Here is a 21688-nt window from a genome sequence, read left to right as displayed (position 1 = left end):
CTTGATGCAGGCTTGCTTGGCGTCCCCACCGCGACTCGAACGCAGATCTAAAACTTAGGAGGTTCTTGTTTTATCCAGTTAAACTATGGGGACACGAAGCTCCATTATAGATAGGCGAGCGAAAATCTAAAGCCCTAACGCTTGGCAACGAAGTCGTTTGGCTGAATATTGGCCAGAAAGCCCTCTTCGGCGGCTTTTACCCGGGCGTTATCAGCGTAGGCTTCGATCACCGTCACTTCTTCGGGATACAGATGATACTGGGTGAATTTAACGCCACGATAATCAGTGACTTCCTGAATCTGATATATCGACAGGGTATCGCCCGGTTTAAGGCCGTGTTGGCGACCGAGTGAGACGCTTAGCTCATTGCCGCCGTTGATACTAATTACCCGGCCCGTGGCTGGCACGCAGGCCAGTGTCGAGTCTACATCGCTTTGCAACTGGCGTAACTGGTTTTGCAGTGCGAGGCCGTAGGCGCTTTGCCAGAACTGATTGGAAGACGCATCGAGTTGTGCGAATCGATCGAACTCCCATTCAGATTCGGTCTCATAGGTTTTATTTAACAGCGGTGCGCCATTAATACCGTCGATAAGTTCGACTTTTAACCGAAAGCTTCGGGTTGCTGTGTCGTCCTCCCAGAACGCCAGGCTGTTGCCTTGTGGCCGGTAAACGCTGAGATCTTCAATCACACCGGTGAGAACAAACTGACTTTTGGTTTGCGTGGCAAGGGCGGTTGCCTGATCGCGAATTTGTCTGGACTGCCAGTGCACCACATAAGGCTCGATGCTGCTGATCACAGCATGTTGCGCTGATTGATCGAATTCCCGTTTTAAGCGGGCGGTAACCAGACGTCCCAGTTCCTGAACCTGACCATCCTGGGCGTGCTGGCGTTCAAGTAACGGGAAGTAGCTGGTGGCAATAGTTTTGCTGAAAGGGGCGGCAGAGCACTGTTGTTGACTGGGGAAAATATCGGCACGGATCCTTACCGTTACTGCATTTTCATGCCAGGTTTCTGAGATAAGCTCTAACTGGCGAACTTCTCCCGACGCGCTTATCTCAAGGCGTTCATCGTTGAGTAAACCATCGGTAAGCTGCTGAACGCTGCGCACCGATGCGCCGGCGAATAACATGGCCTGGCGCAGCGCTTCTTCAGTCGCCTGGTGTTTGGCCTGGACCTTATTGCCGTTTAATACCACTGATTGCCCCTGAGTCTCATACCAAACGGCATAACTTTGCCCTGTGAAGGCTAATAGCAGGCAGGTTGTGGCCGACAAAAAAACGGTTAACCGGGCAATCAGTGTGTACATTGTCTTCATTACTCTTACTCTCACCACTTATCTGCTGTTGCAATGCGCTGGTTGTTCGCTGGCATTGGTCTTGCTGCGCTCTTTAAACAAGAAGCACGGAGAGGCCGGGAGCGGTATGCAAGGTGTCAAACCTATGACTCGCTTAGCCATTGTTGCAGGAGGCTCTGCATATATCGTTCCCAAAATTCATCCCGTCATTGGGCATAAATATTGCTAACTTCTGACAAGTACAAAGTGATTGTCCATTTTGCCAACGCCCGGTTGCAAGCAGCGGATAACAGCACTAATCAGACTACACAAAAATACGGTGGTTTTATGACGGTTTTAACACACATCCACAAAGCACTTGTTGTGCTTGGCTGCCTCTTATTTATAAGTGGCTGCACGTCCATGTTTGATAAACATGTCGAATGGGAAACCGTTGAGCCTGACGAATACCCGGTGCTAACCGCGGTGGGCTATGCTCCAATCGCCTCGCAGCATGGCGGCTCCGATTCAGAGAAAAATATTATGGCCATGAAAGCGTCAAAGCTCGATGCCTACCGCGAGCTGGCTGAACAGGTTTACGGGCAACGAATCAATGGCCAGCAGTCATTGGCCAACATGGTGATTAACAACGCGCAGTTGCAGGCATCGGTTGAAGGGGTTATTCGCGGCGCCAAGGTAGTTAAAGCTTATCCGGTAGGAGAGGATACCTACGCCACCGAACTGGAACTCGACATGCAGCAGGTGTATAACATTTATGTGTCGACAGCACGGCCACAGCGGTTAAAAACGGTGAAGTATTACTAACCAAGGTTTGCCCCCGAAGGCCACGTTGTTGATGACCTCGTAATAGTGCCGGGATAACGTCACCCGACGCCAGCACACTCAGGGAGAAACAACATGGATAACGTTATACACCAGTCACGGGTATTACCGTGCTCTGTCACTCAGGCTTTTGCCTGCTTCACGCAAAATGCACTGCTTACCCGTTGGTTAACGGCTGATGCCAATGTCAGTGCAGAAACCGGCGGGGCTTACGAATTATTCTGGCAACCGGATGAGCGGGAGAACAACTCAACCATCGGTTGCAAAATTACCGCGCTTTGTGAAAACCAGCTACTCGCTTTTGAATGGAAAAGTCCGGTGCAATTCAAGGCATTTGCTAATCAGGCTGATCCGCTGACGCATGTGGTAGTCAGTTTTGCTGAGCACACTAGCGGTTCCCAGATCCACCTGGTTCATAGCGGCTGGCGGAGTTCTGAAAACTGGCTGGCAGCATATCAGTGGCAGGAAAATGCCTGGCAACTGGGATTGGATAATTTGGTTAAGCTACTTGAGGAAGGTCAGTAGCGCAGTGTGTAATTAAGCGCTGACGCCTTTACCGGAAAAACCGCCTTTCTTTTTACCGGCTTTATCGTAGGTCAGGGACTCTTTGGCCCGAACATCCATCATCAGATTACGCAAATGAACCAGGCGTAACTGACCTTGCTCAACGGCAAGCTGGTTTACTTCGGTACAATACTGGCATTCGCTGAGCAGGGTTTTGGCTTGGTCAATATGGGCCTGTATGTCTTCGGGGAGGGGCGCTTCTTGCTGAAGCGCCTGCAACTGCGGGTTAATGGCATCGTCGAGGTTTTGGATAGCACCGAGCAGTTGTTCTTTATCTTTGAGCAGCGTCATTAACGCTTCGGCATCTCTTGAGCTAATCAGGTGCAACTCTTTATCCAGCATCGCTTTCAAAGATGCCAGGTTTTCGGTTTGTTGCGTTAATTGCTCATTCAGTGTTGCCGTCATGATTTATTGCTTTAGGACTTAAATCCAAAAATCTCCGATTCCAGGCGTGCAATCTTCTTCGCCAGTGACTGTGGATCTACTTTGTACTCACCACTTTGAATGGCTTTCTTCAGTTTATCGACCTTTTCCTGGTTAACCGGCGCTTCGGCACTTTTCTTCTGTACCTGATTTAACTGCTGAGCAGACTGCGTCAATGACACAGAATCCTGACGCGGCACATTGGTAGCCTGAGCTGTTGATGCGGCAGCTTGCTGCGCAGCCGTTTTATTTTGTTGTGGCTGTTGCTGACCGTTGACTTTATTATTGTCAACAGGCGCTTTGGGTAAGCCATTGTTTACGTTGTTAATTGCCATAATTAATTTCCACTACCTTTTAAACCTCAATTAATATATCGGCTGCAGGTAGAATTTCTTTAGGCTCAATTGCGTTTTTTCGCATAAAAACCGCGGTATTTGTAGTCATCTTATCACAGATTCACCACGACTTCCTGGGTGCTGGCAACTTCAGCGATGACAGACTTATTAGAACTGCTGTTCACTACTTCAATGGTATCGCCAATCACGCCATCCTGTCGGGCGATGCCGGAGGTTTTTACCTTCATTGCACCCGCGTTAGCGCTAATGGTGATTCTATCACCTTTACAGATAAAGCATAGCATATTCGTTTGCACCGGCTGGCCTTCTCTTACCCGGTATTTCAGCCGGGCGCCGACCACCTCCTCAAGCGAGGTGAAAGGGGTGTGTCGCAGTTGTTTAATGTCGACTTCGGCCAGCGACAAGTGGCTGGCCGATAGCACGGTGTCAGGGCTTATCATACTGGCCGTGACAACGATAGTGCGGGTGCGGGTCACTTTGGCACTGGAAAATAAATACCAACTGTTGCTGTCACAACTCACCCGGACGTTGAGATAGGATTGCTGGAGCGTGGCAGGATCCACATCAAAACTAAAAGGCACGGTGCATTCCGGTATGTTAATGCGACTATCTATGGGGGTCACATCCACGCTTAAATTATCCGCTAAATCGGTTTCCCGGGTTGGTGCCAGACGGTTTTCCAAAAACGCTTTAACGGCATTCGTCAGACGCTCGTGCGGCGTACCGGTGTTTTGTTGGGCAATTGCGCCAAAGTGAGCTAAGGTGATACCTGTAGTCAATATGAAAGCCAGGCGCGCAGGCAAAAGTAATGTTTTCAATATTTTCATGTTCAGATGTTTTCATTTTGACTATTATTAAAGATAAATCAGCGAGTTTTGCTAATCAGAACAGCCGCGACAGTATATTGACGCCACCTCTGTTAAACAGGAAACACGCAAACTCTATGCCCACATTGAAATATCGAGGTGAAGTATGTCTGGAATTTTAGATTCGGTTAATCAGCGTACGCAACTGGTCGGCCAGAACCGGCTGGAGTTGTTGCTGTTCCGTTTAAACGGTCGGCAGCGATTTGGCATTAACGTTTTTAAAGTCCGTGAAGTGCTGCAGTGCCCGCCCCTTACATCCATGCCAAAGCTTAATCCATTGGTACGAGGCGTTGCCCATATCCGCGGGCAGACTATTTCGGTTATCGATTTAAGTATGGCAACTGGCGGTCGTAAAATTGAAGATCTCAAAACCGCGTTTATTGTGATTGCAGAATATAACCGCTCAGTTCAGGGGTTTCTGGTAGGCGCAGTTGAGCGCATTATCAATACCAACTGGGACGCCATTATGCCGCCGCCACAGGGAACCGGCCGTGCCAGTTACCTCACAGCGGTGACCGAAGTTGAAGGCGAGTTGGTCGAAATTCTCGACGTTGAGAAAATCCTCAATGAGATTTCGCCGCTCAACACCGAGGTTAGTCAGGAAGTCGCATCTACCTTAAATACCGATGCCCATAAAGATAAAATCATCTTTATTGCTGATGATTCGTCGGTAGCACGAAATCAGGTGAAACGGGCGTTGACTACCCTGGGGCTTGAAATAGAAATGGCCAAAAATGGCCTTGAGGCACTCAAGCGGTTAAAAGAAATTGCGGCGGAAACCGGTGATGTCACCGACAAGGTAGGGGTACTGGTTTCTGATATTGAAATGCCGGAAATGGATGGCTACACCCTCACGGCCGAGATTAAAAATACCCCGGAGCTGCAAAAACTGCATGTGGTGCTGCATACCTCTTTAAGCGGCGTATTTAATCAGGCGATGGTGAAAAAAGTTGGCGCAGACGACTTTATTGCTAAATTTCATCCTGATGAACTGGCTAGCGCCGTTCAGAAATGGCTGGGTCCTGACGAGTAATCAACGGAGTATCAACTGATTGATTAATAAGGATGTGTCGCCTGACGCGTACCGCCAGTTCCGGGAGTTTCTGGAACAGCAGTGCGGTATTGTGCTTGGAGATAATAAGCAGTACTTAGTGCGAAGCCGTTTGGGCGGACTGTTGCACGAGCGGCAATTAACCAATATTGACGAGCTGTTAAGGCAATCCATCTCCGGTCGCGACCGCGGATTGTTGCAGCAGGTTATTGATGCCATGACCACTAACGAAACCCTTTGGTTTCGCGACAGCTACCCGTTTGAACTGTTGATCCGGCAAATACTGCCCACCCTTGCCACCCGGCAACGGCGTATTCGGATCTGGAGTGCGGCATGCTCTTCCGGTCAGGAACCTTATTCTATTGCCATGTCGCTACTGGAATATCAGCGTAATAATCCTGGTGCCGGTTCGTTGTCTGCGGAAATTCTGGCCACTGACTTATCCAGTAATATGCTGAGAAAGTGTGAAGAGGGCGCTTACGATGAGCTCTCACTGGCGCGTGGTTTATCGCCTGAGCGCCGGCAAAGGTACTTCCAGCAGCATGCCAGCGGCATGTTGCAGGTGAAGCCGGAAGTACGCCGTATGGTCAGCTTTCGCAGCCTTAATTTACTTCACAGCTATTCTTCGCTGGGCAAGTTCGATATTGTCTTTTGCCGCAATGTGCTGATTTACTTCTCTACGGAGCTAAAACAAAAAATACTGCAACAAATTGCCGCTCAGTTAAACCCAGGCGGCATCCTGTTTCTCGGTGCATCGGAATCTGTGGCCGCAGCGGCCGATTGTTACCGCATGGTCAAATGTAACCCTGGCCTGTACTACACCAAAAAAGACTAATTAAAATAAGTAGTTAGTCCTTTATTTCGCTTTATTTCCCACCTGCTGGTTTTATTGGCACTTAGTTTGCTTTTATCTCTGCGATAGAGGAGAAGCGCTATGGCCATTAATTTAGACAAGCTCGTTGGTTTTCATCAGAACGCGTTGAAGATCCGCAACGATAAGATGGAAGTCATTGCCGGTAATCTGGCAAATGCCAACACGCCGGGTTACAAATCTCGTGGCATTGACTTTCAGAAAGCGATGGCTCAGGCACAGCAATCCGGCGGCCAGTCGATGACCCGCACACACGAAAAACATATGAGTGGTGGCATGGTGTCGTCAACAGAAATTGGCTTTCGAATCCCCTCGCAGCCGGACACCGGCGACGGTAATACCGTCGAAGTCCAGCGTGAACGTAATGAATTCTTAGATACAGGTATGCGCTATCAGGCCACCATTGAGTTTCTCAACGGTAAAGTTAAAGGCATGAAAAAAGCGATTAGTGGAGGACAAGGTCAATGAGTCTGTTTGATGTTATGTCAATTTCTGCGTCAGGTATGCATGCTGAAAGCGTACGCCTGAACACCACGGCAAGTAACATTGCCAATGCCAATTCGGTAAGTAGTAGTGAGCAGGATACCTATCGTGCCCGTCATGCTGTTTTTGCTGCCGAGCTGAACCGCGCAACTAATGACTACAGCAAGGGTTCTGAAGTTAAGGTACTGGGCGTTGTCGAGAGCGACCGTCCGTTACAAACCGAGTATGCACCACACAATCCCCTGGCTGACGAAAATGGTTACATCTATAAGCCTAATGTGAATATTGTGGAAGAAATGGCCGACATGATGTCTGCCTCTAAGGCTTATGAAACCAACGTCCAACTGGCAGATACCACTAAGCGCATTTTCCGTCGGGTGTTAACCCTTGGCCGTGGTCAGTAGTAGCGGTCATTAAGAGGATACTAACGTGAGTACAATTACCAACACGCAGGGTCTCAATACTGACCTCTACTGGCAGGAAGAAAAGGTCAAAGTGTCCGATGGCTCGGAGCAGAACCTGTCTCAGGAAGACTTTTTCGCCCTGTTAACAGAGCAGCTGTCTAACCAGGATCCTACTAAACCGGTGGATAACGATCAGATGGTTTCGCAGATGACCCAGTTCACCACCGCCGACGGCATCAGCAAACTTAATGAGAAGTTTGAAAGCTTCGCTACCTCCATGACGTCGAACCAGGCGTTACAGGCCTCCAGTCTGATCGGCCAGGATGTGCTGGTAGAAGCCAACGTAGGCTACATGGGCAGTGAAGGCGCCGGCCTCAGTGGTTTTGTGGTAAACGAGCAAACCGTACAGAACATGGAAATTACCATCACCAATGCCAATGGTGAAGTAGTCAGAACTATCGATGCAGGCACCAAGGGGGCCGGCAATATTGAGTTCAACTGGGATGGTACCGACCGCAGCGGCAATTTAATGCCGCCCGGCGAATACCTGGTGAGTGCAAATGGCCAGGTGAATGGTGAAGGGGTAGCAATTTCTACCGCTATTCATCGCCACGTTAGCAGTGTAAGCCTGGCTGGCAGCAACCAGGGTATTATTTTGAATTTAGAGGGTGATGTCAGTATCAATCTTGACGACGTTATCCAGATCGGCAGTTAGTAGGAGAAAAGCACATGTCTTTTAACATTGCATTAAGTGGCGTCTCTGCCGCACAAAAAGATCTAGACACTACCGCAAATAACATTGCCAATGTCAACACGGTAGGTTTTAAAGAATCGCGGGCCGAGTTTGGTGATGTATACGCCGCCTCACTGTTAGCCAGCGGTAAAACCAAAGTAGGTGATGGTGTCCTGACTCAGGAAGTGGCCCAACAGTTCAGTCAGGGTAGCCTGCAGTTTACCAATACGGCACTGGATTTAGCCATTACTGGTAATGGTTTTTTTGCCACTGTACCCGATATCACCTCGCGGGATTTTTCCTTTACCCGTGCCGGTCAGTTTAAGCTGGACGAAAACAACTTTGTGGTTAACAGCAGCGGCGACAACCTGCTGGGCTTTCCGGTTAACCCGGATGGCACCAGTTCGTCAGTGGCGTTAAGTACTACGGAACCGGTGCGTATCCCGGACTCCTCAGGCTCGCCGCAGGCAACGCAGGAAGTTACCATGCGGATGAACCTGCCGGCGAACGACGATTATCTCGATCCAACAGCATTTAACCCTGATGATACGCTCACCTATAACGCGGCAACCTCGGTAACCGTTTATGATTCACTGGGTGAAAGTCATATTATGACTTATTACTTTGTGAAGGATGGCACCGACCAAGCGGCACCAACTGGGCCGGATCAGCTCAACAGCTGGTTAATGTTTGCCACTGTGGATGATACCCCGGTAGATATTGCTGGTGGAGACACCAGTGTACCGCTGCCGCAACGACCCGATCCGCAAAATACTAACCCCACCGAAGATTGGCTACCCGCGCGACTCAATTTTAACCAAAGTGGTGACTTTACCTCTCAAGTCCCGGCCGGTGGCATTACTACCGTGGCGCTGGGTGACGATGGTACCGCTAACTCAGCAATCGCATTGACCGGGGGAGCCGATCAGACGCAAACTATTTCCATCGATTTCAACCTGGACCCTTTAGGTGGACAAACTATCAATGAACCAACTCAGTATGCTTCCGCCTTTGAAGTCACCTCACTGGAGCAGGATGGTCTGCCGGTAGGCCGTTTAACCGGTGTGGATATCGGTGAAGATGGTCTGGTTCGGGCGACGTTTTCTAACGGTACCTCAGAGCCGGTAGTACGCGTTGCGTTAGTGCGGTTTGCCAATGAGCAGGGCCTGACCCAGCAAAGTAACACTGCCTGGAAAGAGTCCATCGAATCTGGCGAAGCCCTGGCGGGCGAAGCAACCACAGGAACCTTCGGTGAAATCAACTCCTCCGCCCTTGAACAGGCTAATGTGAATCTGACTACTGAGCTTATTGACATGATCATTGCACAGCGGAACTTCCAGGCCAACTCCCGGGCACTGGAAGTCAACAACCAGCTGAATCAGACTATCCTGAATATCCGCTAGGTTATTCAATAATGCCCAGGGCCGCAGTATGCGGCCCTTCTTTTATCCTTTCTTAGTCTGCGTATTCGCCGTTTTGGCACTGCCTTTGCAGTGTAATTAATAATTACGATTAAAGCGTCAAAAGGCAGTCATGGACAAATTACTCTATATCGCCAGTAGTGGCGCTAGTCAGGACCTGGTTGGTACGTCTTTACGGGCCAATAACCTGGCTAACGCCCAAACCAAAGGCTTTAAAGCGCAGTTGGAACAGGCAAGGTCGATGCCGGTATACGGCGAAGGTTTGCCGACCCGGGTGTTCGCCATGACCGAAAGCCCCACCAATAACTATGAATCCGGCCCGTTAATTCAGACTCACCGGGATCTGGATGTGGCCATTCAGGGTGATGGCTGGTTTGCCGTGCAGGATCAACAGGGTAATGAAGCCTACACCCGCGATGGTAATTTCCAGCTCGGCCAGGACGGTGTGTTGGAAGACGTCCACGGTAATATCGTGATGGGCGATGCCGGTCCGCTGTTTTTGCCGGTGCCGCTGGATAACCTCAACATTGCCGCCGATGGCACCATTTCCATTCGTCCTCAGGGGGCACCTGAGGCGGTTATTGAAGAAGTTGGCCGGCTCAAGCTGGTTAACCCGGAATACAGCAATCTCGAAAGAGGTAACGATGGCTTATTCCGCCAGAAAGATGGCACTGATGCCCTGGCCGATGAAACCGTGACGGTCATGACCGGCATGCTTGAGGGCTCAAACGTGAACGCCATTGAAGAAATGGTCAGTATGATTCACCTGCAGCGTCATTATGAGCTGCAGGTCAAGATGATGAAAAAAGCCGACACGCTAGATATGCGCGGCAACATGCTACTACGCATTATTTAATAATTTGCCGCCAATAACTAATAAGGCAGAGGAGAGACAATTATGCATCCAGCACTTTGGATCAGTAAAACCGGACTTGATGCCGCACAAACCGACGTGGCCGTGGTATCTAACAACCTGGCTAACGCGTCTACCGTTGGGTTCAAAAAGGATCGGGCGATCTTTGAAGATTTGCTCTACCAGAACATCAACCAGCCTGGTGGTCGCTCTTCTGCGGATACCGAATTACCGTCAGGGTTAATGGTAGGTGCTGGTTCTAAGGTGGTTGCTACACAAAAAGCCCACACTCAGGGCAATCTGTTAACCACCGACAATGCACTGGATATGTCTATTCAGGGTCGCGGCTTTTTTGAAATTCTGCAGCCGGACGGCACCATTGCTTATACCCGAAATGGTCAGTTTACGTTAAACGATCAGGGGCAAATTGTTACCCCAGGAGCAGGCTTCCTGTTGCAGCCGGAAATTGCCATTCCTGAAGATGCCCAGCAAATCACCATTTCACAGGATGGTGAGGTGTCTGCATCGGTACGTGGTCAGGCTGAGCCTCAGGTGCTTGGTCAGCTCAATATTTCTGATTTTGTTAACCCGACCGGCTTACAGCCAGTGGGCCAGAACCTTTATGTGGAAACGGCAGTTTCCGGCGCCCCATTGCAGGGCGTACCGGGCCTGCAGGGCCTGGGAACTATCGTGCAGGGGACGCTGGAAACGTCCAATGTGAATGTGACCGAAGAACTGGTAAATCTGATCGAGAGCCAACGACTATATGAAATGAACTCCAAAGTTATTTCATCGGTTGACCAGATGCTTGGTCAGGTTATACAGCAGCTTTAATCTAAGGTGATCTCATGATGCGTGTATTACTGGTATTTACTTGTGTTGCACTGTTTAGCGGTTGTGCCAGTACTTCGCCCGATCGTGTTGAGGCGAATGATCCATCTTTTGCGCCGGTGATCCCTGAGATGCCGCGCGAGCAAATTGTTGAGGATGGCGGCCTGTTTCGCCCGCGGATGGCTAATAGCCTTTATTCAGATGTGACGGCCCGGCGGGTGGGAGACATCATTACGGTTACTCTCAGTGAAAATACCAATGCCACGAAATCTGCCGGCACCACCACGTCAAAAGAAACCGGTGTTGATGTGCAGCCGATTACCGGATTAGGTGGCAACGCGTTGAATATAGGCAATCAGTCTATTCAGCTTGGGGTAAATTCTTCCAGCGAATTTGCCGGTGATGCCCAGGCGAATCAAAGCAACAGCCTGAACGGGAGTATTTCGGTTACCGTCACTGACGTGCTGGCCAACCAGAATCTGGTAATACGCGGTGAGAAATGGCTGACGTTAAACCACGGTGATGAATATATCCGTTTAACCGGCATTATCCGCGCGTCGGATATCTCGCCGGAAAATGAAATCCTGTCTACCCGTATTGCCAATGCCCGCATTCAATACAGTGGTACCGGTAGCTTTGCCCGCTCTCAGGAGAAAGGCTGGCTGACAAAATTCTTTTCATCACAATGGTGGCCTTTCTAGGGGGTAACATGGGTAAATTATTAAGTGTTGTACTGTGTTGTCTGAGTCTGGTTACCAGCGCTCACGCCCAGCGTATCAAAGACGTAGCCAGTATTCAGGGCGTGCGTAGTAACCAGTTAATTGGTTATGGTCTGGTGGTGGGCTTACCCGGTACTGGCGAGCAAAGCCCGTTTACCGAGCAAAGTTTCAGAACCATGCTGACCAATTTTGGCATTAGCCTGGACCCCAATATTAAACCCAAAATCAAGAACGTTGCGGCAGTGGCTGTCCATGCCGAGTTACCGCCATTTATCAAACCCGGCCAGACCATTGATGTCACAGTGTCTTCGGTGGGTGAAGCCAGCAGTTTGCAGGGCGGTACTTTATTACAAACCTTTCTTAAAGGTGTGGATGGCAATATCTATGCAGTAGCGCAGGGTAGCCTGGTTGTTAGCGGCTTTGGTGCTGAGGGCGGTGACGGCTCGCGAGTGGTGGTGAATACGCCAACAGTAGGTCGGATCGCTAACGGTGCGTTGGTCGAGCGGGCAGTACCGAGCGGTTTTGCCAGCGGCGACAGCCTGACGCTGAACTTACATTATCCTGATTTTTCAACCGCCAAAGCACTGGCTGATGTAATTAATCAGCGCCTCGGAGCCCAACCGGAAAAAGGCTATGCCATTGCTGAGCCACTGGATGCAGCGTCGGTCAGAGTGACTGCGCCTCGCGATCCGGGGCAGCGTGTGGGCTTTTTAGCCACGCTGGAAAACTTTGAGTTTACTCCTGCAGATGCACCAGCGCGTGTGGTGGTTAATAGCCGCACCGGAACCATTGTTATTGGTCGCGACGTGCGTTTATTACCGGCCGCGATAACACACGGTGGGCTTACCGTTACCATCAGTGAAAACCAGCAGGTGACGCAACCTAATGCACTGGCTGACGGCGAAACAGCGGTAACAACGCAGTCCATTATTGATGTCAATCTGGCCGATAGCCGCATGTTTAAGTTTGAACCGGGCGTGACCCTGGATCAGCTGGTGCGCGCGGTTAACGAAGTCGGTGCAGCGCCGGGCGATCTGATGGCTATTCTTGAAGCGCTTCGCCAGGCTGGCGCGTTACAGGGCGAACTGGTGGTGATCTGATGGACGTACTGAATACAAAATCGCAGTTAGAGTCGGCCCGCAACGTTCATGACTTATCCAGTCTGAACCGCTTGCGTGAGGCTGCCTATTCGAAAGATGACAAAGCGCTCAAAGAAGCAGCGCAGCAGTTTGAAGCGATTTTTGTCCAGATGATGCTCAAATCCATGCGTAAAGCCCAGGATGCCATGGCCGATAAAGACAGCCCGTTTAATACCGAAGAAGTGAAGTTCTATCGTGACATGCACGATAAACAGCTTGCTCAGGATCTGTCCAGCGGTGGTGGTGTTGGCCTGGCTGAAATTATTGTGCAGCAGTTAGGGCAGCATGATATCAACGATTATATTCCGGCCAGTGTGGCCCGTAACGACGGTAATCTGGCGTCGCTGAACCGACAACGTGAATTCCGCATTGAGCAGGCGCAACAAACAGCCGAACTACTCAGCGATCCGCAATCACAACAGGCTTTTAAAACTGCCGCGTTTAGTAACCCTCAGGAGTTCGTCGAACAACTTTGGCCAGCGGCCAGCAAAGCGGCAGAAGAACTGGGTATTGAGCCCAGGGCATTACTGGCGCAGGCGGCAGTGGAAACCGGCTGGGGTCAACATGTTATTCATCATGGCAGTGGCAACAGTGCTAATAACCTGTTTGGTATTAAAGCCAATAGCAACTGGCAGGGTGAGTCGGCGACGGTCAATACCATGGAGTTTGACGGTACGGTAGCGCGTCAGCAGCGAGCCGCGTTTCGCTCTTACGATAATTTACAGCAAGGCTTTGAAGATTATGTGCAGTTTATTCGTGGCCAGGAACGGTATCGCCCGGCAGTAGAAAATGCCGGCGATCCCAAGACCTATTTTAAAGCGCTACAGGATGCTGGCTACGCCACGGATCCACAGTATGCGGATAAGGTGATGGCCGTTTATAACAGTGATTCTTTGCGGAGCTATCTGCCATGAAACAGTGTTGCCCGGTAATGTTGCCCCATCAGGCTAAGGCGTGCTTATGAGCGGCAACGTAGATTTATATTCAATTGCGACCAGCGGCGTAAATGCCAGCAGCCGGCTGCTGGCGACCGCCAGTAATAACATTGCCAATGTTAACTCTGAAGGCTATGTACGCGAGCGTACGTCGGTAACCAGCGAGCTTTATGGCGGCGTGGGTCGGGCAACCACAGAACGGGTCATCAATCAGTTTGCGCAAAATCAGTTACGCCGTGATACCACGTTGGTGGGTGAGTGGCAGACGTTTTCTGAAAAAACCTCAGCAATAGATAATCTGCTGGCTAATGAAGCCAATTCGTTGTCTACCGGCTTCAGCGACTTCTTTGCCTCGGTACAGACCGCAGCGGATGATCCAACCAATTTGTCTTCGCGTCAGTTGGTATTGTCTGAAGGCGAGGCACTGCTGCGCCGCATGTCGTCACTCTCTGATTTCATGGAAGCCAAGGAAGAAGAGCTCAACCTTGAATTTACCAGCATGGTGAATCAAGCCAACAGTCTGATCCAGTCCATTGGCGATCTGAATGAAGCTATTCTGGTCGCGAAGGGCAACTTTAAAGACAGTGAACCCACTGCGTTACTAAATGAGCGGGATACAGCCATAACTGAGCTGGCTGAGATCATGGATATTACGGTGCGGGAAAGTAAGAATGCCGATGGTTCACTGCTGGTGAATCTGTCGAGCGGTGAGTCGCTGGTACTGGAAGACGGCAGTTTTAACCTGTTTGAACTCAGCGACAATGCCGATTTCATGCAAAAGCAATTACAATTAGCAACCAACTTTTCTGGTAGCAAACCCAATACTGATATCAATATTGCCGAAGAAGATCTGGGCGGTGCATTGGGTGGATTGTTTCGCTATCGGGATGAAGTGCTTGGCCCTTCGCAGCGCGACATAGGCCAGATGGCAGTGGCTTTTGCCGATGCGGTCAATTCGCAAAACCAGTTGGGTATGGATCTGGATTTTCAGCTTGGCGGTGACATATTCACGCTGCCGGAGCTGAGCGGACTGCCGTACAGTAATACGCCGCCTACGCTGGCTTTATCCGGTCAGTTTACCCCCGGTAGAGGCAACGAGCTCACCGACGCCGATATTCGCGTGTCTGTGACTAACGTTACCGGTGCCGGTGTGCCCAGTGAAGTATCGGTGGAACTGTTAAATGGTGATGGCACCCCTAAGCTGGATGAAAATAATCAGCCGGTGCTGTTCAGTAACATTACGTTAAATGCCGGCTATACCGAAATCCCGGGCGGTATTGAAATTGAATTTCAGTCTGCCAGTGGTTACAGTGTGGGTAATCAGTTTCTGATTCAGCCGGTAAAATACAGTGCGTCAGATATTACTATGGCGACCACCCGGCCAGAAGATTTAGCCTTTGCCAGCCCGGTGCGAGGTGATGCAGAAAACAATAATCTTGGTGATGCCTCGGTAGTGAATACTCAGGTTTACGATACCGATGTCACCACGTCGTTTTTTGATGGTGCGGGTGGACTGGATACTGGCGCGCCTACGCAGATTCGTTTTACCACCGCCGACACTTATGAAGTACTCGATAGCGGCGGTACGGTTTTATCTACCGTAACCGGAGCCACCGATTTTAATAACCTGCTGGCCCAGGCGGGCGGCGGTTTAGATGGTAGCTACGATATCAGTCTTGAAGGAATACCCGCTGCCGGTGATACCTTTTCGATCAGCTACAATACCAATGGTAGCTTTGATAACCAGAATGCACTGGAATTGGCCTCGCTGAAGCAAGCGTCGCTGGTGCAACTGAGCACCAATTCCAGCAGCGAGCCGCGCACGCTGCATGAAAGTTACTCAACTCTGGTCAGCCGGGTAGGCGAAGAGTCAGCCTCAGCAAGTATTGCCTTACAAGCCGCCGAAAGCATGAAAGTGCAGTCAACTGAGTGGTTCGACTCGGTGTCGGGCGTGAGTCTGGATGAGGAAGCCGCGAACCTTGTGCGTTATCAGCAGTCTTATGCTGCAGCAGCCAGAATTTTGAGCACTGCCCAGGAATTGTTTAATACTATTTTATCGTCGGTCAGGTAACAGCCATGCGTATTTCAACCAATCAACTTTATGATCAGAATATCCGTGCCATCATGGATAATCAGTCAGGGCTTGCTGACACCCAGCAGCAGTTGAGTACGGGTAAGAAAATTAACCGCCCGTCGGACGATCCGGTGGGCACTGCCAAAGTCCTGCGCATGACCGAAGAGCTGGCCAGTTTAGAGCAGTATCAACGCAATACTGATCTGGTAACCGGTTCGCTGGAGCAACAGGAAACCATTCTGCGTAACATTACCGATTCGGTCAACCGCGCACGAGTACTCACTATTCAGGCCGGTGACGGATTGTTATCTGATGCCGATCGTAAAGCGCTGGCGTCAGAAATTGGCCAGATCAAAGACGAAGTATTTGATCTGATGAACTCGCAAAATGCCGAGGGTGACTACTATTTCTCGGGTTATCAGTCTGAATCCCAGCCTTTTGTTTTAAATGCAGGCGGCACCGGTAACGCTTATACCTATCAGGGCGATAGTGGCAGCAACGAAGTACAGCTTTCTAATAGTGTAAAGGTGAGAAGCAGTGCCTCAGGGCAATCTGTATTCGAAGATGTTGCGGCGCGGCGCAACTTCACGATTACCGGCAATGCCGGGATCACTGTGGATGAAGCACTGGTGGCCGGGCAGGGCGACTTTGATACCTTTTATAAAAATAATTACGATCCGCTTACCGCTGCCAACAATGATTATCGGATTACCATTACCGCCCCTAATCAGGTGCAAATTCAGAATCTCGGTACCGGTAGCGTAGTCGCGACTAAAGATTTTACCTCAGGTGAGCCATTCAGTTTTGCCGGCATCGATTTTAACCTGCAGGGCGGCACCGGCAATACCCTGGATTTCCAGCTGGATGCGCCGCAAAAGAAGAATATTGCCACCACGCTTTATGACTTACAGCAGGTGCTTAATAACGATCAGGTGGGTGATGCCGCCTACCGTGAAGCGTTAAGTGATGCCCTGGTAGGCATTGATAATGGCCTGGAAAAAATAGCGTTTGAAACCTCGTCTATTGGTGCCAGGCTGAATGTGGCCCAATCGGTTTATGAAACCAACCTGGATTTGGAAGTATCGACCAAAGAGGCGCGTAGCGCTATTCAGGACGTCGACTATGCCGAAGCCTCAGCCGAGTTTGCCAAGCAGGAAGCTGCGCTGACCGCTGCACTGACCACGTTCCCGCGAATTTCTAATCTATCGCTGTTTAATTACATCTCGTAATTCAGTTCAGCCAGGTACATTCGGCTCTGGTTATCAATATGGCTGGAGTAATAAGCAATATAGAGCTTACCGTTGTGCTTAATCATACCGGGATAACTATTATCGCCGCCACTGGGTAGTGTAAGTAACTTTTCCAGCTTACCGCTATGCGTATTCAGCGACCACAACTGGGTTACCAGTTTACGGCCGGTAAAGTGACGCCCGCATACCAATGCCATGTGATCGTTAAGAGGCAACAATGATGGTGCGCCAATATAATCTCCCAGATCCTGCCACTGCCAGTGCGTATAAGGCGGTTTGCTGCGGCCCAGCTGGGCCGTAAATGTGTCGGCATCCCGTCGCGCAACGGCAATCATTTCACCATTCTCATTAAAGTAGCTGTCGGTTTCGTTAGGGTAGCCCAACTGATGGCGGGGTTTAGACATACAGCCACTTACCACCTTGTGCATTTTTCCGCGTAAATTTCCGGCATATAAATCCAGCTGTTCTGAAGGGCGGTGATAAGCCAGGCCCCAGTGGCGACCCTGATGAGTGGTAGCGCGCCACAGCCACCAGTTATCCGGTCCCGGATCGTGCTGTGAAGACCAGCTTAAGCCGTCACCACTGAACCAGGTAAAAGTTTTCGCTGCCTCCAGACTGGCCAGCCAGCGCTGATGCGCCAGTAAATACAGACGGTCATTGTCGATACAAAAGTGCGGATCGCGCAGGTCGCCGCCCGGACTGCTTAGTTGTTGAAAGCGGAATGGTCGGCCGGTGTCATCAATTTCGGCGATCACAATAATGCCATTATCACTCATGTGATGAGCGCCCTGGCGATAACACACCAGCAAACGACCGTTAAAAAAGACCAAATCACCAAACGCATTATGAGTATGACCGCGACACACCCGGGTCAGACGGCTCAGTTGTACTTTCATAACCTTGTTTTCACCGTAAATTCTTTATTCTGACAGTACGTTACCACGAACTGTAGGGCAACTTTTTGCCGCCCGTGAAAAAAATAGTGAATTTTTATTAAAGGGAATTTTGCAAGGGTCGATAAAGATGATGAGAGAGCCAGTTCATCAATTACCCCTCAAGGTGTTGGTGACTACTATTTAAATTGAAAAACACCGGGTCACCCGGTAGCCAGCTCTGGCTGGATTGAGAGTGTAGGAGAGACTTTATGTCTATGTTCGTCAATACCAATGTGTCTGCATTAAACGCGCAACGCCAGTTGTTCGATGTATCTAATGCCTTAAGCACTTCATTTGAGCGTCTTTCATCAGGTTTCCGTATCAACGGAGCTGCTGACGATGCTGCAGGTTTGCAAATTACCGACCGTATGACTTCTCAGATCCAAGGTCTGAACCAGGCTGTACGTAACGCTAATGACGCAATTTCATTAACCCAAACCGCAGAAGGCGCGCTAAACGAGACCACAACGGCTCTGCAGCGTATTCGCCAACTGGCTGTGCAGTCACAAAACGGCATCAACAGCTCAGCTGACCGCGTAGCACTGCAAAAAGAAGTGTCGGCATTGAAAACCGAGATTTCCCGTATCTCTACAGATTCACAGTTTAACGGCCTGGACCTGTTGACTGGTACTTACTCTGCTAAGTTCCTGGTTGGCGCGAATGGTGGTCAGACTATCTCTGTAAACCTGTCACGTACCGGTGGCTTTGGCGCTTCAGGCTTAAACGTAGGCAACCTGTCTGTAGAAACCGCTGCAACGGCTTCGGCAGCTCTTACGTCGATTGATGCGGCTATTTCTACTATCGGTGGCGTGCGTGCTGACTTAGGTGCACTGCAAAACCGTTTCCAATCCACTATCCGTAACCTGAGTAACATCTCAGAGAACGTTTCAGCAGCTCGCTCACGAATCAAAGACACTGATTTCGCGGAAGAGACTGCGCAACTAACGCGTAACCAGATTATCCAGCAGGCGAGTACCACTGTTTTGTCACAGGCAAATCAGCGTCCTCAGGCTGCACTACAGCTATTAGGATAGTCCGTTATGACACCCAAGTCAGGGAATGGGGCCAGGAGGTAGTGAACCAGGTAACCGCCTGACACCGGGAGTAAGCTCACTCTCAATTAAAAATGAGCACCAGCCGGACGAAAGTCCGGCGCTTTATCGTTTGTAACTAACTGATTTTTAAGCTCAATAAAATTTAGTAAAAAAAGGCTAAAGGATTTCTCCTGCCCGCACGATAACTATTACAAAGGCACTGCGAACAATAAAAATAAATACGCAAAAGTGCCAGGTTGATCGCCCCAATAATAACAACATGATCGGCCAGACCAGGTTAATAAAAACAATAAAAACCTGGGTAATACAAAATCGTTAGGAGATTAAAAAATGAGCTTATACGTTAGCACGAATGTGTCGTCGCTGAATGCTCAGCGGCAACTATTTACCTCAAATAACCATTTGAGTACCGCTTTTGAGCGTTTATCTTCCGGTTTCCGGATTAACAGCGCCAAAGACGATGCGGCTGGACTACAAATTTCAGACCGGATCACATCACAAATTATGGGCCTGGATCAGGCCGTTCGAAACGCCAATGACGGTATTTCGCTTGCACAGGTTGCTGAAGGCGCCATGCAGGAAATTACTACCGCATTACAGCGTATCCGTGTACTGGCTATCCAGGCACAAAACGGTATCAATACCTCAGCCGACCGTCTGGCACTGCAAAAAGAAGTGTCTGCATTAAAATTGGAAATCAGTCGCATTGCGTCAACTTCCCAGTTTGCCGGTGGCGATATTCTTACTGGTACTTTCTCTACTGCGTTCTTAGTAGGCGCCCAGGCGGGACAGTTTATTAACTTTAACTTATCGCGCAGCGGTGGCTATGGCTTCTCAGGCCTGACCAACGGCTACGATGCCAGTGTTTTGACTGCTGGTGCGGCGTCCGCGACGCTGCCGGTGATTGATTCAGCCATATCTGCTATCGATGCAAAACGCGCAGATCTGGGTGCGATTCAAAACCGTTTCCAGTCAACTATCAGAAACTTAAGCAATATTTCAGAAAACGCCTCGGCTGCGCGGTCTCGTATCAGAGATACCGACTTCGCAACAGAAACCGCTGAACTGACGCGCTGGCAGATTATCCAGCAGGCCAGTACCACGGTGCTGAGTCAGGCGAATCAGCGGCCACAGGCTGCACTACAGCTGCTGCAAGGTTAATCCTATGCATAAGCTTACGAATGCAAAAAGCGGGGGCAGACTGCATTCGGTAATCGAATAACGATGAGTAGATAAAAAGAAAAACGGTCGAGTTGCAATATGTGGGGGCAGACTGCAATCGACCGGTGAGTAGAGTGTATTTGCAAGACAACGTGGTATTTGGTTAAAGCTAAATGACAAAACCAGTGGGTTTTGTGTGTTGAGCTAAGCTGCCGACTGACAGGAATGAAGCCAGGAGGTAGTGAGAGGTATGAGGTCTGAACATCATACCTGCAGTCAGCATGAGCTTGTGCTCAATTTAGCACTGCTTAACCAGGCATACGCCAAGCAAAGCGTCAGTTTTTTATCACTGACGCAAAAGATAATGCATAGGCTATGCCAACACGTTGAAGTGATTTTAAAACTGCGTTGAAAATAACAATAAAGACAACGCCAACTTTAACTGTTAGGAGTAATCCATGAGTCTATACGTTAACACCAATGTGTCCGCTCTGAACGCGCAGCGCCAACTGTTAAGTTCAAGTAACGGCCTTGATACCGCTTTTGAACGCTTATCATCGGGCTTCCGCATTAACTCTGCGGCAGATGACGCGGCAGGCCTGCAAATCTCTGACCGCATGACCAGCCAAATCCAGGGGCTTGATCAGGCAGTGAGAAACGCCAACGATGGCATCTCTCTGGCGCAAACCGCTGAAGGGGCTATGCAGGAGATCACCACCGCACTGCAGCGCATTCGGGTACTGGCTATCCAGTCTCAGAATGGTATCAACACCTCTGCAGACCGCCTGGCCCTGCAAAAAGAAGTATCAGCGTTAAAGACTGAAATCTCACGGATTGCGACTACCAGCCAGTTTGGTGGGGTAGATATTCTTACTGGCGGCTATTCGGCAAGGTTCCTGGTCGGTGCCAACGCCGGGCAAACCATCAGCGTGAATATTTCACGAACCGGTGGCTACGGCTTCTCCGGACTCACCAATGGTCAGAGTGATTTGTCGATTGCCTCAGCGGCAACAGCTTCGGCGGCATTGACCACCATCGACTCTGCTATTTCTGCCATCGATGCAAAGCGTGCTGACTTAGGTGCGATTCAAAACCGCTTCCAGTCAACCATCAGAAACTTAAGTAATATTTCTGAGAACGTGTCAGCGGCAAGATCGCGCATCCGGGATACAGATTTTGCCACCGAGACGGCACAACTTACCCGCTTCCAGATCATACAGCAGGCAAGTACAACGGTACTATCCCAGGCTAATCAGCGACCGCAGGCAGCATTGTCGTTACTGGGCTAGACTTAAAGAAATACCATAGAGGGTAGGAATTGAGAGGCCAACCCTTGCCAGGGATGGCGGCCGTAAGGCCACCAATACAAGGATTAAAACGCCGACTAACAGAATTGAGAGTGTAGAATTTAAGGTTGAGAGGCCAGTATATTTCTACTATTCTGCCA

General features: G+C 50.0%; 23 protein-coding genes and 1 tRNA gene. 18 read left to right on the top strand and 6 right to left on the bottom strand.

The genetic code is table 11. From position 1 onward, the window contains the following. Positions 1–17: 17 nt before the first annotated feature. Together D9T21_RS18195 and D9T21_RS18190 are read right to left on the bottom strand one after the other, a co-directional pair. Positions 18–93, bottom strand: a tRNA-Arg gene (locus tag D9T21_RS18195). Between the two features lie 41 nt (positions 94–134). Then, positions 135–1316: a flagellar assembly protein T N-terminal domain-containing protein gene (locus D9T21_RS18190; protein ID WP_123326644.1), complete on the bottom strand. Its 1182-nt coding sequence runs from the start codon at positions 1314–1316 to the stop codon at positions 135–137. A gap of 306 nt (positions 1317–1622) precedes the next feature. Between D9T21_RS18190 and D9T21_RS18185 the strand changes: the two genes are divergently transcribed. Further along, a complete protein-coding gene (locus tag D9T21_RS18185) occupies positions 1623–2099 on the top strand; it encodes an LPP20 family lipoprotein (RefSeq protein ID WP_164464752.1) in 477 nt (158 codons plus the stop codon). Between the two features lie 93 nt (positions 2100–2192). Then, positions 2193–2642: an SRPBCC family protein gene (locus D9T21_RS18180; protein ID WP_123326643.1), complete on the top strand. Its 450-nt coding sequence runs from the start codon at positions 2193–2195 to the stop codon at positions 2640–2642. Between the two features lie 12 nt (positions 2643–2654). Here the strand turns inward: D9T21_RS18180 and flgN are convergent, their stop codons facing one another. The 3 genes from flgN to flgA all read right to left on the bottom strand — a co-directional run bounded on the left by flgN (position 2655) and on the right by flgA (position 4239). Further along, entirely contained in the window at positions 2655–3086 is a 432-nt protein-coding gene (gene flgN, locus D9T21_RS18175) for a flagellar export chaperone FlgN (RefSeq protein WP_123326642.1), read from the bottom strand. Between the two features lie 11 nt (positions 3087–3097). Next, positions 3098–3439 carry a flagellar biosynthesis anti-sigma factor FlgM gene (flgM, locus tag D9T21_RS18170; protein ID WP_123326641.1) on the bottom strand — a complete coding sequence of 114 codons (342 nt, stop codon included), beginning with the start codon at positions 3437–3439 and terminating at the stop codon, positions 3098–3100. Between the two features lie 113 nt (positions 3440–3552). Further along, a complete protein-coding gene (gene flgA, locus D9T21_RS18165; protein ID WP_241155753.1) occupies positions 3553–4239 on the bottom strand; it encodes a flagellar basal body P-ring formation chaperone FlgA in 687 nt (228 codons plus the stop codon). Positions 4240–4432: 193 nt separating this feature from the next. Here flgA and D9T21_RS18160 point away from each other — a divergent pair, with 193 nt between their 5' ends. The 13 genes from D9T21_RS18160 (at position 4433) to flgL (ending at position 17069) form a co-directional block, all read left to right on the top strand. Continuing rightward, a complete protein-coding gene (locus tag D9T21_RS18160; protein ID WP_123326639.1) occupies positions 4433–5359 on the top strand; it encodes a chemotaxis protein CheV in 927 nt (308 codons plus the stop codon). Positions 5360–5378: 19 nt separating this feature from the next. Then, positions 5379–6212, top strand: a complete 834-nt coding sequence (locus D9T21_RS18155) for a CheR family methyltransferase (RefSeq protein ID WP_123326638.1) — start codon at positions 5379–5381, stop codon at positions 6210–6212. A gap of 99 nt (positions 6213–6311) precedes the next feature. Then, the gene (gene flgB / locus D9T21_RS18150) at positions 6312–6716 is read left to right on the top strand and encodes a flagellar basal body rod protein FlgB (RefSeq protein WP_123326637.1); all 405 of its coding nucleotides are present in this window, start codon (positions 6312–6314) and stop codon (positions 6714–6716) included. Beyond that, complete coding sequence (flgC, locus tag D9T21_RS18145; RefSeq protein WP_105935075.1) at positions 6713–7135, top strand: flagellar basal body rod protein FlgC; 423 nt, start codon at positions 6713–6715, stop codon at positions 7133–7135. The genes flgB and flgC overlap by 4 nt, the downstream gene beginning before the upstream one ends. A gap of 25 nt (positions 7136–7160) precedes the next feature. Beyond that, entirely contained in the window at positions 7161–7850 is a 690-nt protein-coding gene (gene flgD, locus D9T21_RS18140) for a flagellar hook assembly protein FlgD (RefSeq protein WP_123326636.1), read from the top strand. Between the two features lie 14 nt (positions 7851–7864). Continuing rightward, the gene (flgE, locus tag D9T21_RS18135) at positions 7865–9271 is read left to right on the top strand and encodes a flagellar hook protein FlgE (RefSeq protein WP_123326635.1); all 1407 of its coding nucleotides are present in this window, start codon (positions 7865–7867) and stop codon (positions 9269–9271) included. A gap of 130 nt (positions 9272–9401) precedes the next feature. After that, entirely contained in the window at positions 9402–10145 is a 744-nt protein-coding gene (flgF, locus tag D9T21_RS18130) for a flagellar basal-body rod protein FlgF (protein WP_123326634.1), read from the top strand. Positions 10146–10187: 42 nt separating this feature from the next. Further along, a complete protein-coding gene (gene flgG / locus D9T21_RS18125; protein WP_123326633.1) occupies positions 10188–10976 on the top strand; it encodes a flagellar basal-body rod protein FlgG in 789 nt (262 codons plus the stop codon). Between the two features lie 17 nt (positions 10977–10993). Next, on the top strand, positions 10994–11674 hold the full coding sequence (gene flgH, locus D9T21_RS18120; RefSeq protein WP_123326671.1) for a flagellar basal body L-ring protein FlgH: 681 nt from the start codon (positions 10994–10996) through the stop codon (positions 11672–11674). 8 nt (positions 11675–11682) lie between these two features. Beyond that, complete coding sequence (locus tag D9T21_RS18115) at positions 11683–12792, top strand: flagellar basal body P-ring protein FlgI (protein ID WP_123326670.1); 1110 nt, start codon at positions 11683–11685, stop codon at positions 12790–12792. Further along, positions 12792–13745 (top strand): flagellar assembly peptidoglycan hydrolase FlgJ, encoded by a 954-nt coding sequence (gene flgJ / locus D9T21_RS18110; RefSeq protein ID WP_123326632.1) that lies wholly within the window; start codon positions 12792–12794, stop codon positions 13743–13745. The genes D9T21_RS18115 and flgJ overlap by 1 nt, the downstream gene beginning before the upstream one ends. Before the next feature lie 46 nt (positions 13746–13791). Then, positions 13792–15837, top strand: a complete 2046-nt coding sequence (gene flgK, locus D9T21_RS18105) for a flagellar hook-associated protein FlgK (RefSeq protein WP_123326631.1) — start codon at positions 13792–13794, stop codon at positions 15835–15837. A 5-nt stretch (positions 15838–15842) separates the two neighbouring features. Beyond that, a complete protein-coding gene (gene flgL / locus D9T21_RS18100; RefSeq protein ID WP_123326630.1) occupies positions 15843–17069 on the top strand; it encodes a flagellar hook-associated protein FlgL in 1227 nt (408 codons plus the stop codon). Here flgL and D9T21_RS18095 read toward each other — a convergent pair. Beyond that, positions 17057–17986 (bottom strand): hypothetical protein, encoded by a 930-nt coding sequence (locus tag D9T21_RS18095; RefSeq protein ID WP_123326629.1) that lies wholly within the window; start codon positions 17984–17986, stop codon positions 17057–17059. The genes flgL and D9T21_RS18095 overlap by 13 nt on opposite strands. Before the next feature lie 248 nt (positions 17987–18234). Here D9T21_RS18095 and D9T21_RS18090 point away from each other — a divergent pair, with 248 nt between their 5' ends. The 3 genes from D9T21_RS18090 to D9T21_RS18080 all read left to right on the top strand — a co-directional run bounded on the left by D9T21_RS18090 (position 18235) and on the right by D9T21_RS18080 (position 21530). Next, positions 18235–19059 carry a flagellin N-terminal helical domain-containing protein gene (locus D9T21_RS18090; protein WP_123326628.1) on the top strand — a complete coding sequence of 275 codons (825 nt, stop codon included), beginning with the start codon at positions 18235–18237 and terminating at the stop codon, positions 19057–19059. A gap of 351 nt (positions 19060–19410) precedes the next feature. Next, positions 19411–20241, top strand: coding sequence for a flagellin N-terminal helical domain-containing protein (locus D9T21_RS18085; RefSeq protein ID WP_123326627.1), 831 nt, complete (start codon positions 19411–19413; stop codon positions 20239–20241). 458 nt (positions 20242–20699) lie between these two features. Further along, positions 20700–21530, top strand: a complete 831-nt coding sequence (locus tag D9T21_RS18080) for a flagellin N-terminal helical domain-containing protein (protein WP_123326626.1) — start codon at positions 20700–20702, stop codon at positions 21528–21530. The last annotated feature ends 158 nt before the right edge of the window (positions 21531–21688 follow it).

This window comes from Marisediminitalea oceani, from assembly GCF_003731635.1.
GTDB classification, from domain to species: Bacteria; Pseudomonadota; Gammaproteobacteria; order Enterobacterales; family Alteromonadaceae; genus Alteromonas; species Alteromonas oceani.
Note: the sequence above shows the minus strand (reverse complement) of the source record. Positions and strands in the feature narration are given on the sequence as shown.

Coding starts and splice junctions, on each gene's coding strand:
- D9T21_RS18190 (WP_123326644.1), bottom strand. CDS start 1,316: ATGAAGACAATGTACACACTGATTGCCCGGTTAACCGTTTTTTTGTCG.
- D9T21_RS18185 (WP_164464752.1), top strand. CDS start 1,623: ATGACGGTTTTAACACACATCCACAAAGCACTTGTTGTGCTTGGCTGC.
- D9T21_RS18180 (WP_123326643.1), top strand. CDS start 2,193: ATGGATAACGTTATACACCAGTCACGGGTATTACCGTGCTCTGTCACT.
- flgN (WP_123326642.1), bottom strand. CDS start 3,086: ATGACGGCAACACTGAATGAGCAATTAACGCAACAAACCGAAAACCTG.
- flgM (WP_123326641.1), bottom strand. CDS start 3,439: ATGGCAATTAACAACGTAAACAATGGCTTACCCAAAGCGCCTGTTGAC.
- D9T21_RS18160 (WP_123326639.1), top strand. CDS start 4,433: ATGTCTGGAATTTTAGATTCGGTTAATCAGCGTACGCAACTGGTCGGC.
- flgB (WP_123326637.1), top strand. CDS start 6,312: ATGGCCATTAATTTAGACAAGCTCGTTGGTTTTCATCAGAACGCGTTG.
- flgC (WP_105935075.1), top strand. CDS start 6,713: ATGAGTCTGTTTGATGTTATGTCAATTTCTGCGTCAGGTATGCATGCT.
- flgE (WP_123326635.1), top strand. CDS start 7,865: ATGTCTTTTAACATTGCATTAAGTGGCGTCTCTGCCGCACAAAAAGAT.
- flgF (WP_123326634.1), top strand. CDS start 9,402: ATGGACAAATTACTCTATATCGCCAGTAGTGGCGCTAGTCAGGACCTG.
- flgG (WP_123326633.1), top strand. CDS start 10,188: ATGCATCCAGCACTTTGGATCAGTAAAACCGGACTTGATGCCGCACAA.
- flgH (WP_123326671.1), top strand. CDS start 10,994: ATGCGTGTATTACTGGTATTTACTTGTGTTGCACTGTTTAGCGGTTGT.
- D9T21_RS18115 (WP_123326670.1), top strand. CDS start 11,683: ATGGGTAAATTATTAAGTGTTGTACTGTGTTGTCTGAGTCTGGTTACC.
- flgJ (WP_123326632.1), top strand. CDS start 12,792: ATGGACGTACTGAATACAAAATCGCAGTTAGAGTCGGCCCGCAACGTT.
- flgK (WP_123326631.1), top strand. CDS start 13,792: ATGAGCGGCAACGTAGATTTATATTCAATTGCGACCAGCGGCGTAAAT.
- flgL (WP_123326630.1), top strand. CDS start 15,843: ATGCGTATTTCAACCAATCAACTTTATGATCAGAATATCCGTGCCATC.
- D9T21_RS18095 (WP_123326629.1), bottom strand. CDS start 17,986: ATGAAAGTACAACTGAGCCGTCTGACCCGGGTGTGTCGCGGTCATACT.
- D9T21_RS18090 (WP_123326628.1), top strand. CDS start 18,235: ATGTCTATGTTCGTCAATACCAATGTGTCTGCATTAAACGCGCAACGC.
- D9T21_RS18085 (WP_123326627.1), top strand. CDS start 19,411: ATGAGCTTATACGTTAGCACGAATGTGTCGTCGCTGAATGCTCAGCGG.
- D9T21_RS18080 (WP_123326626.1), top strand. CDS start 20,700: ATGAGTCTATACGTTAACACCAATGTGTCCGCTCTGAACGCGCAGCGC.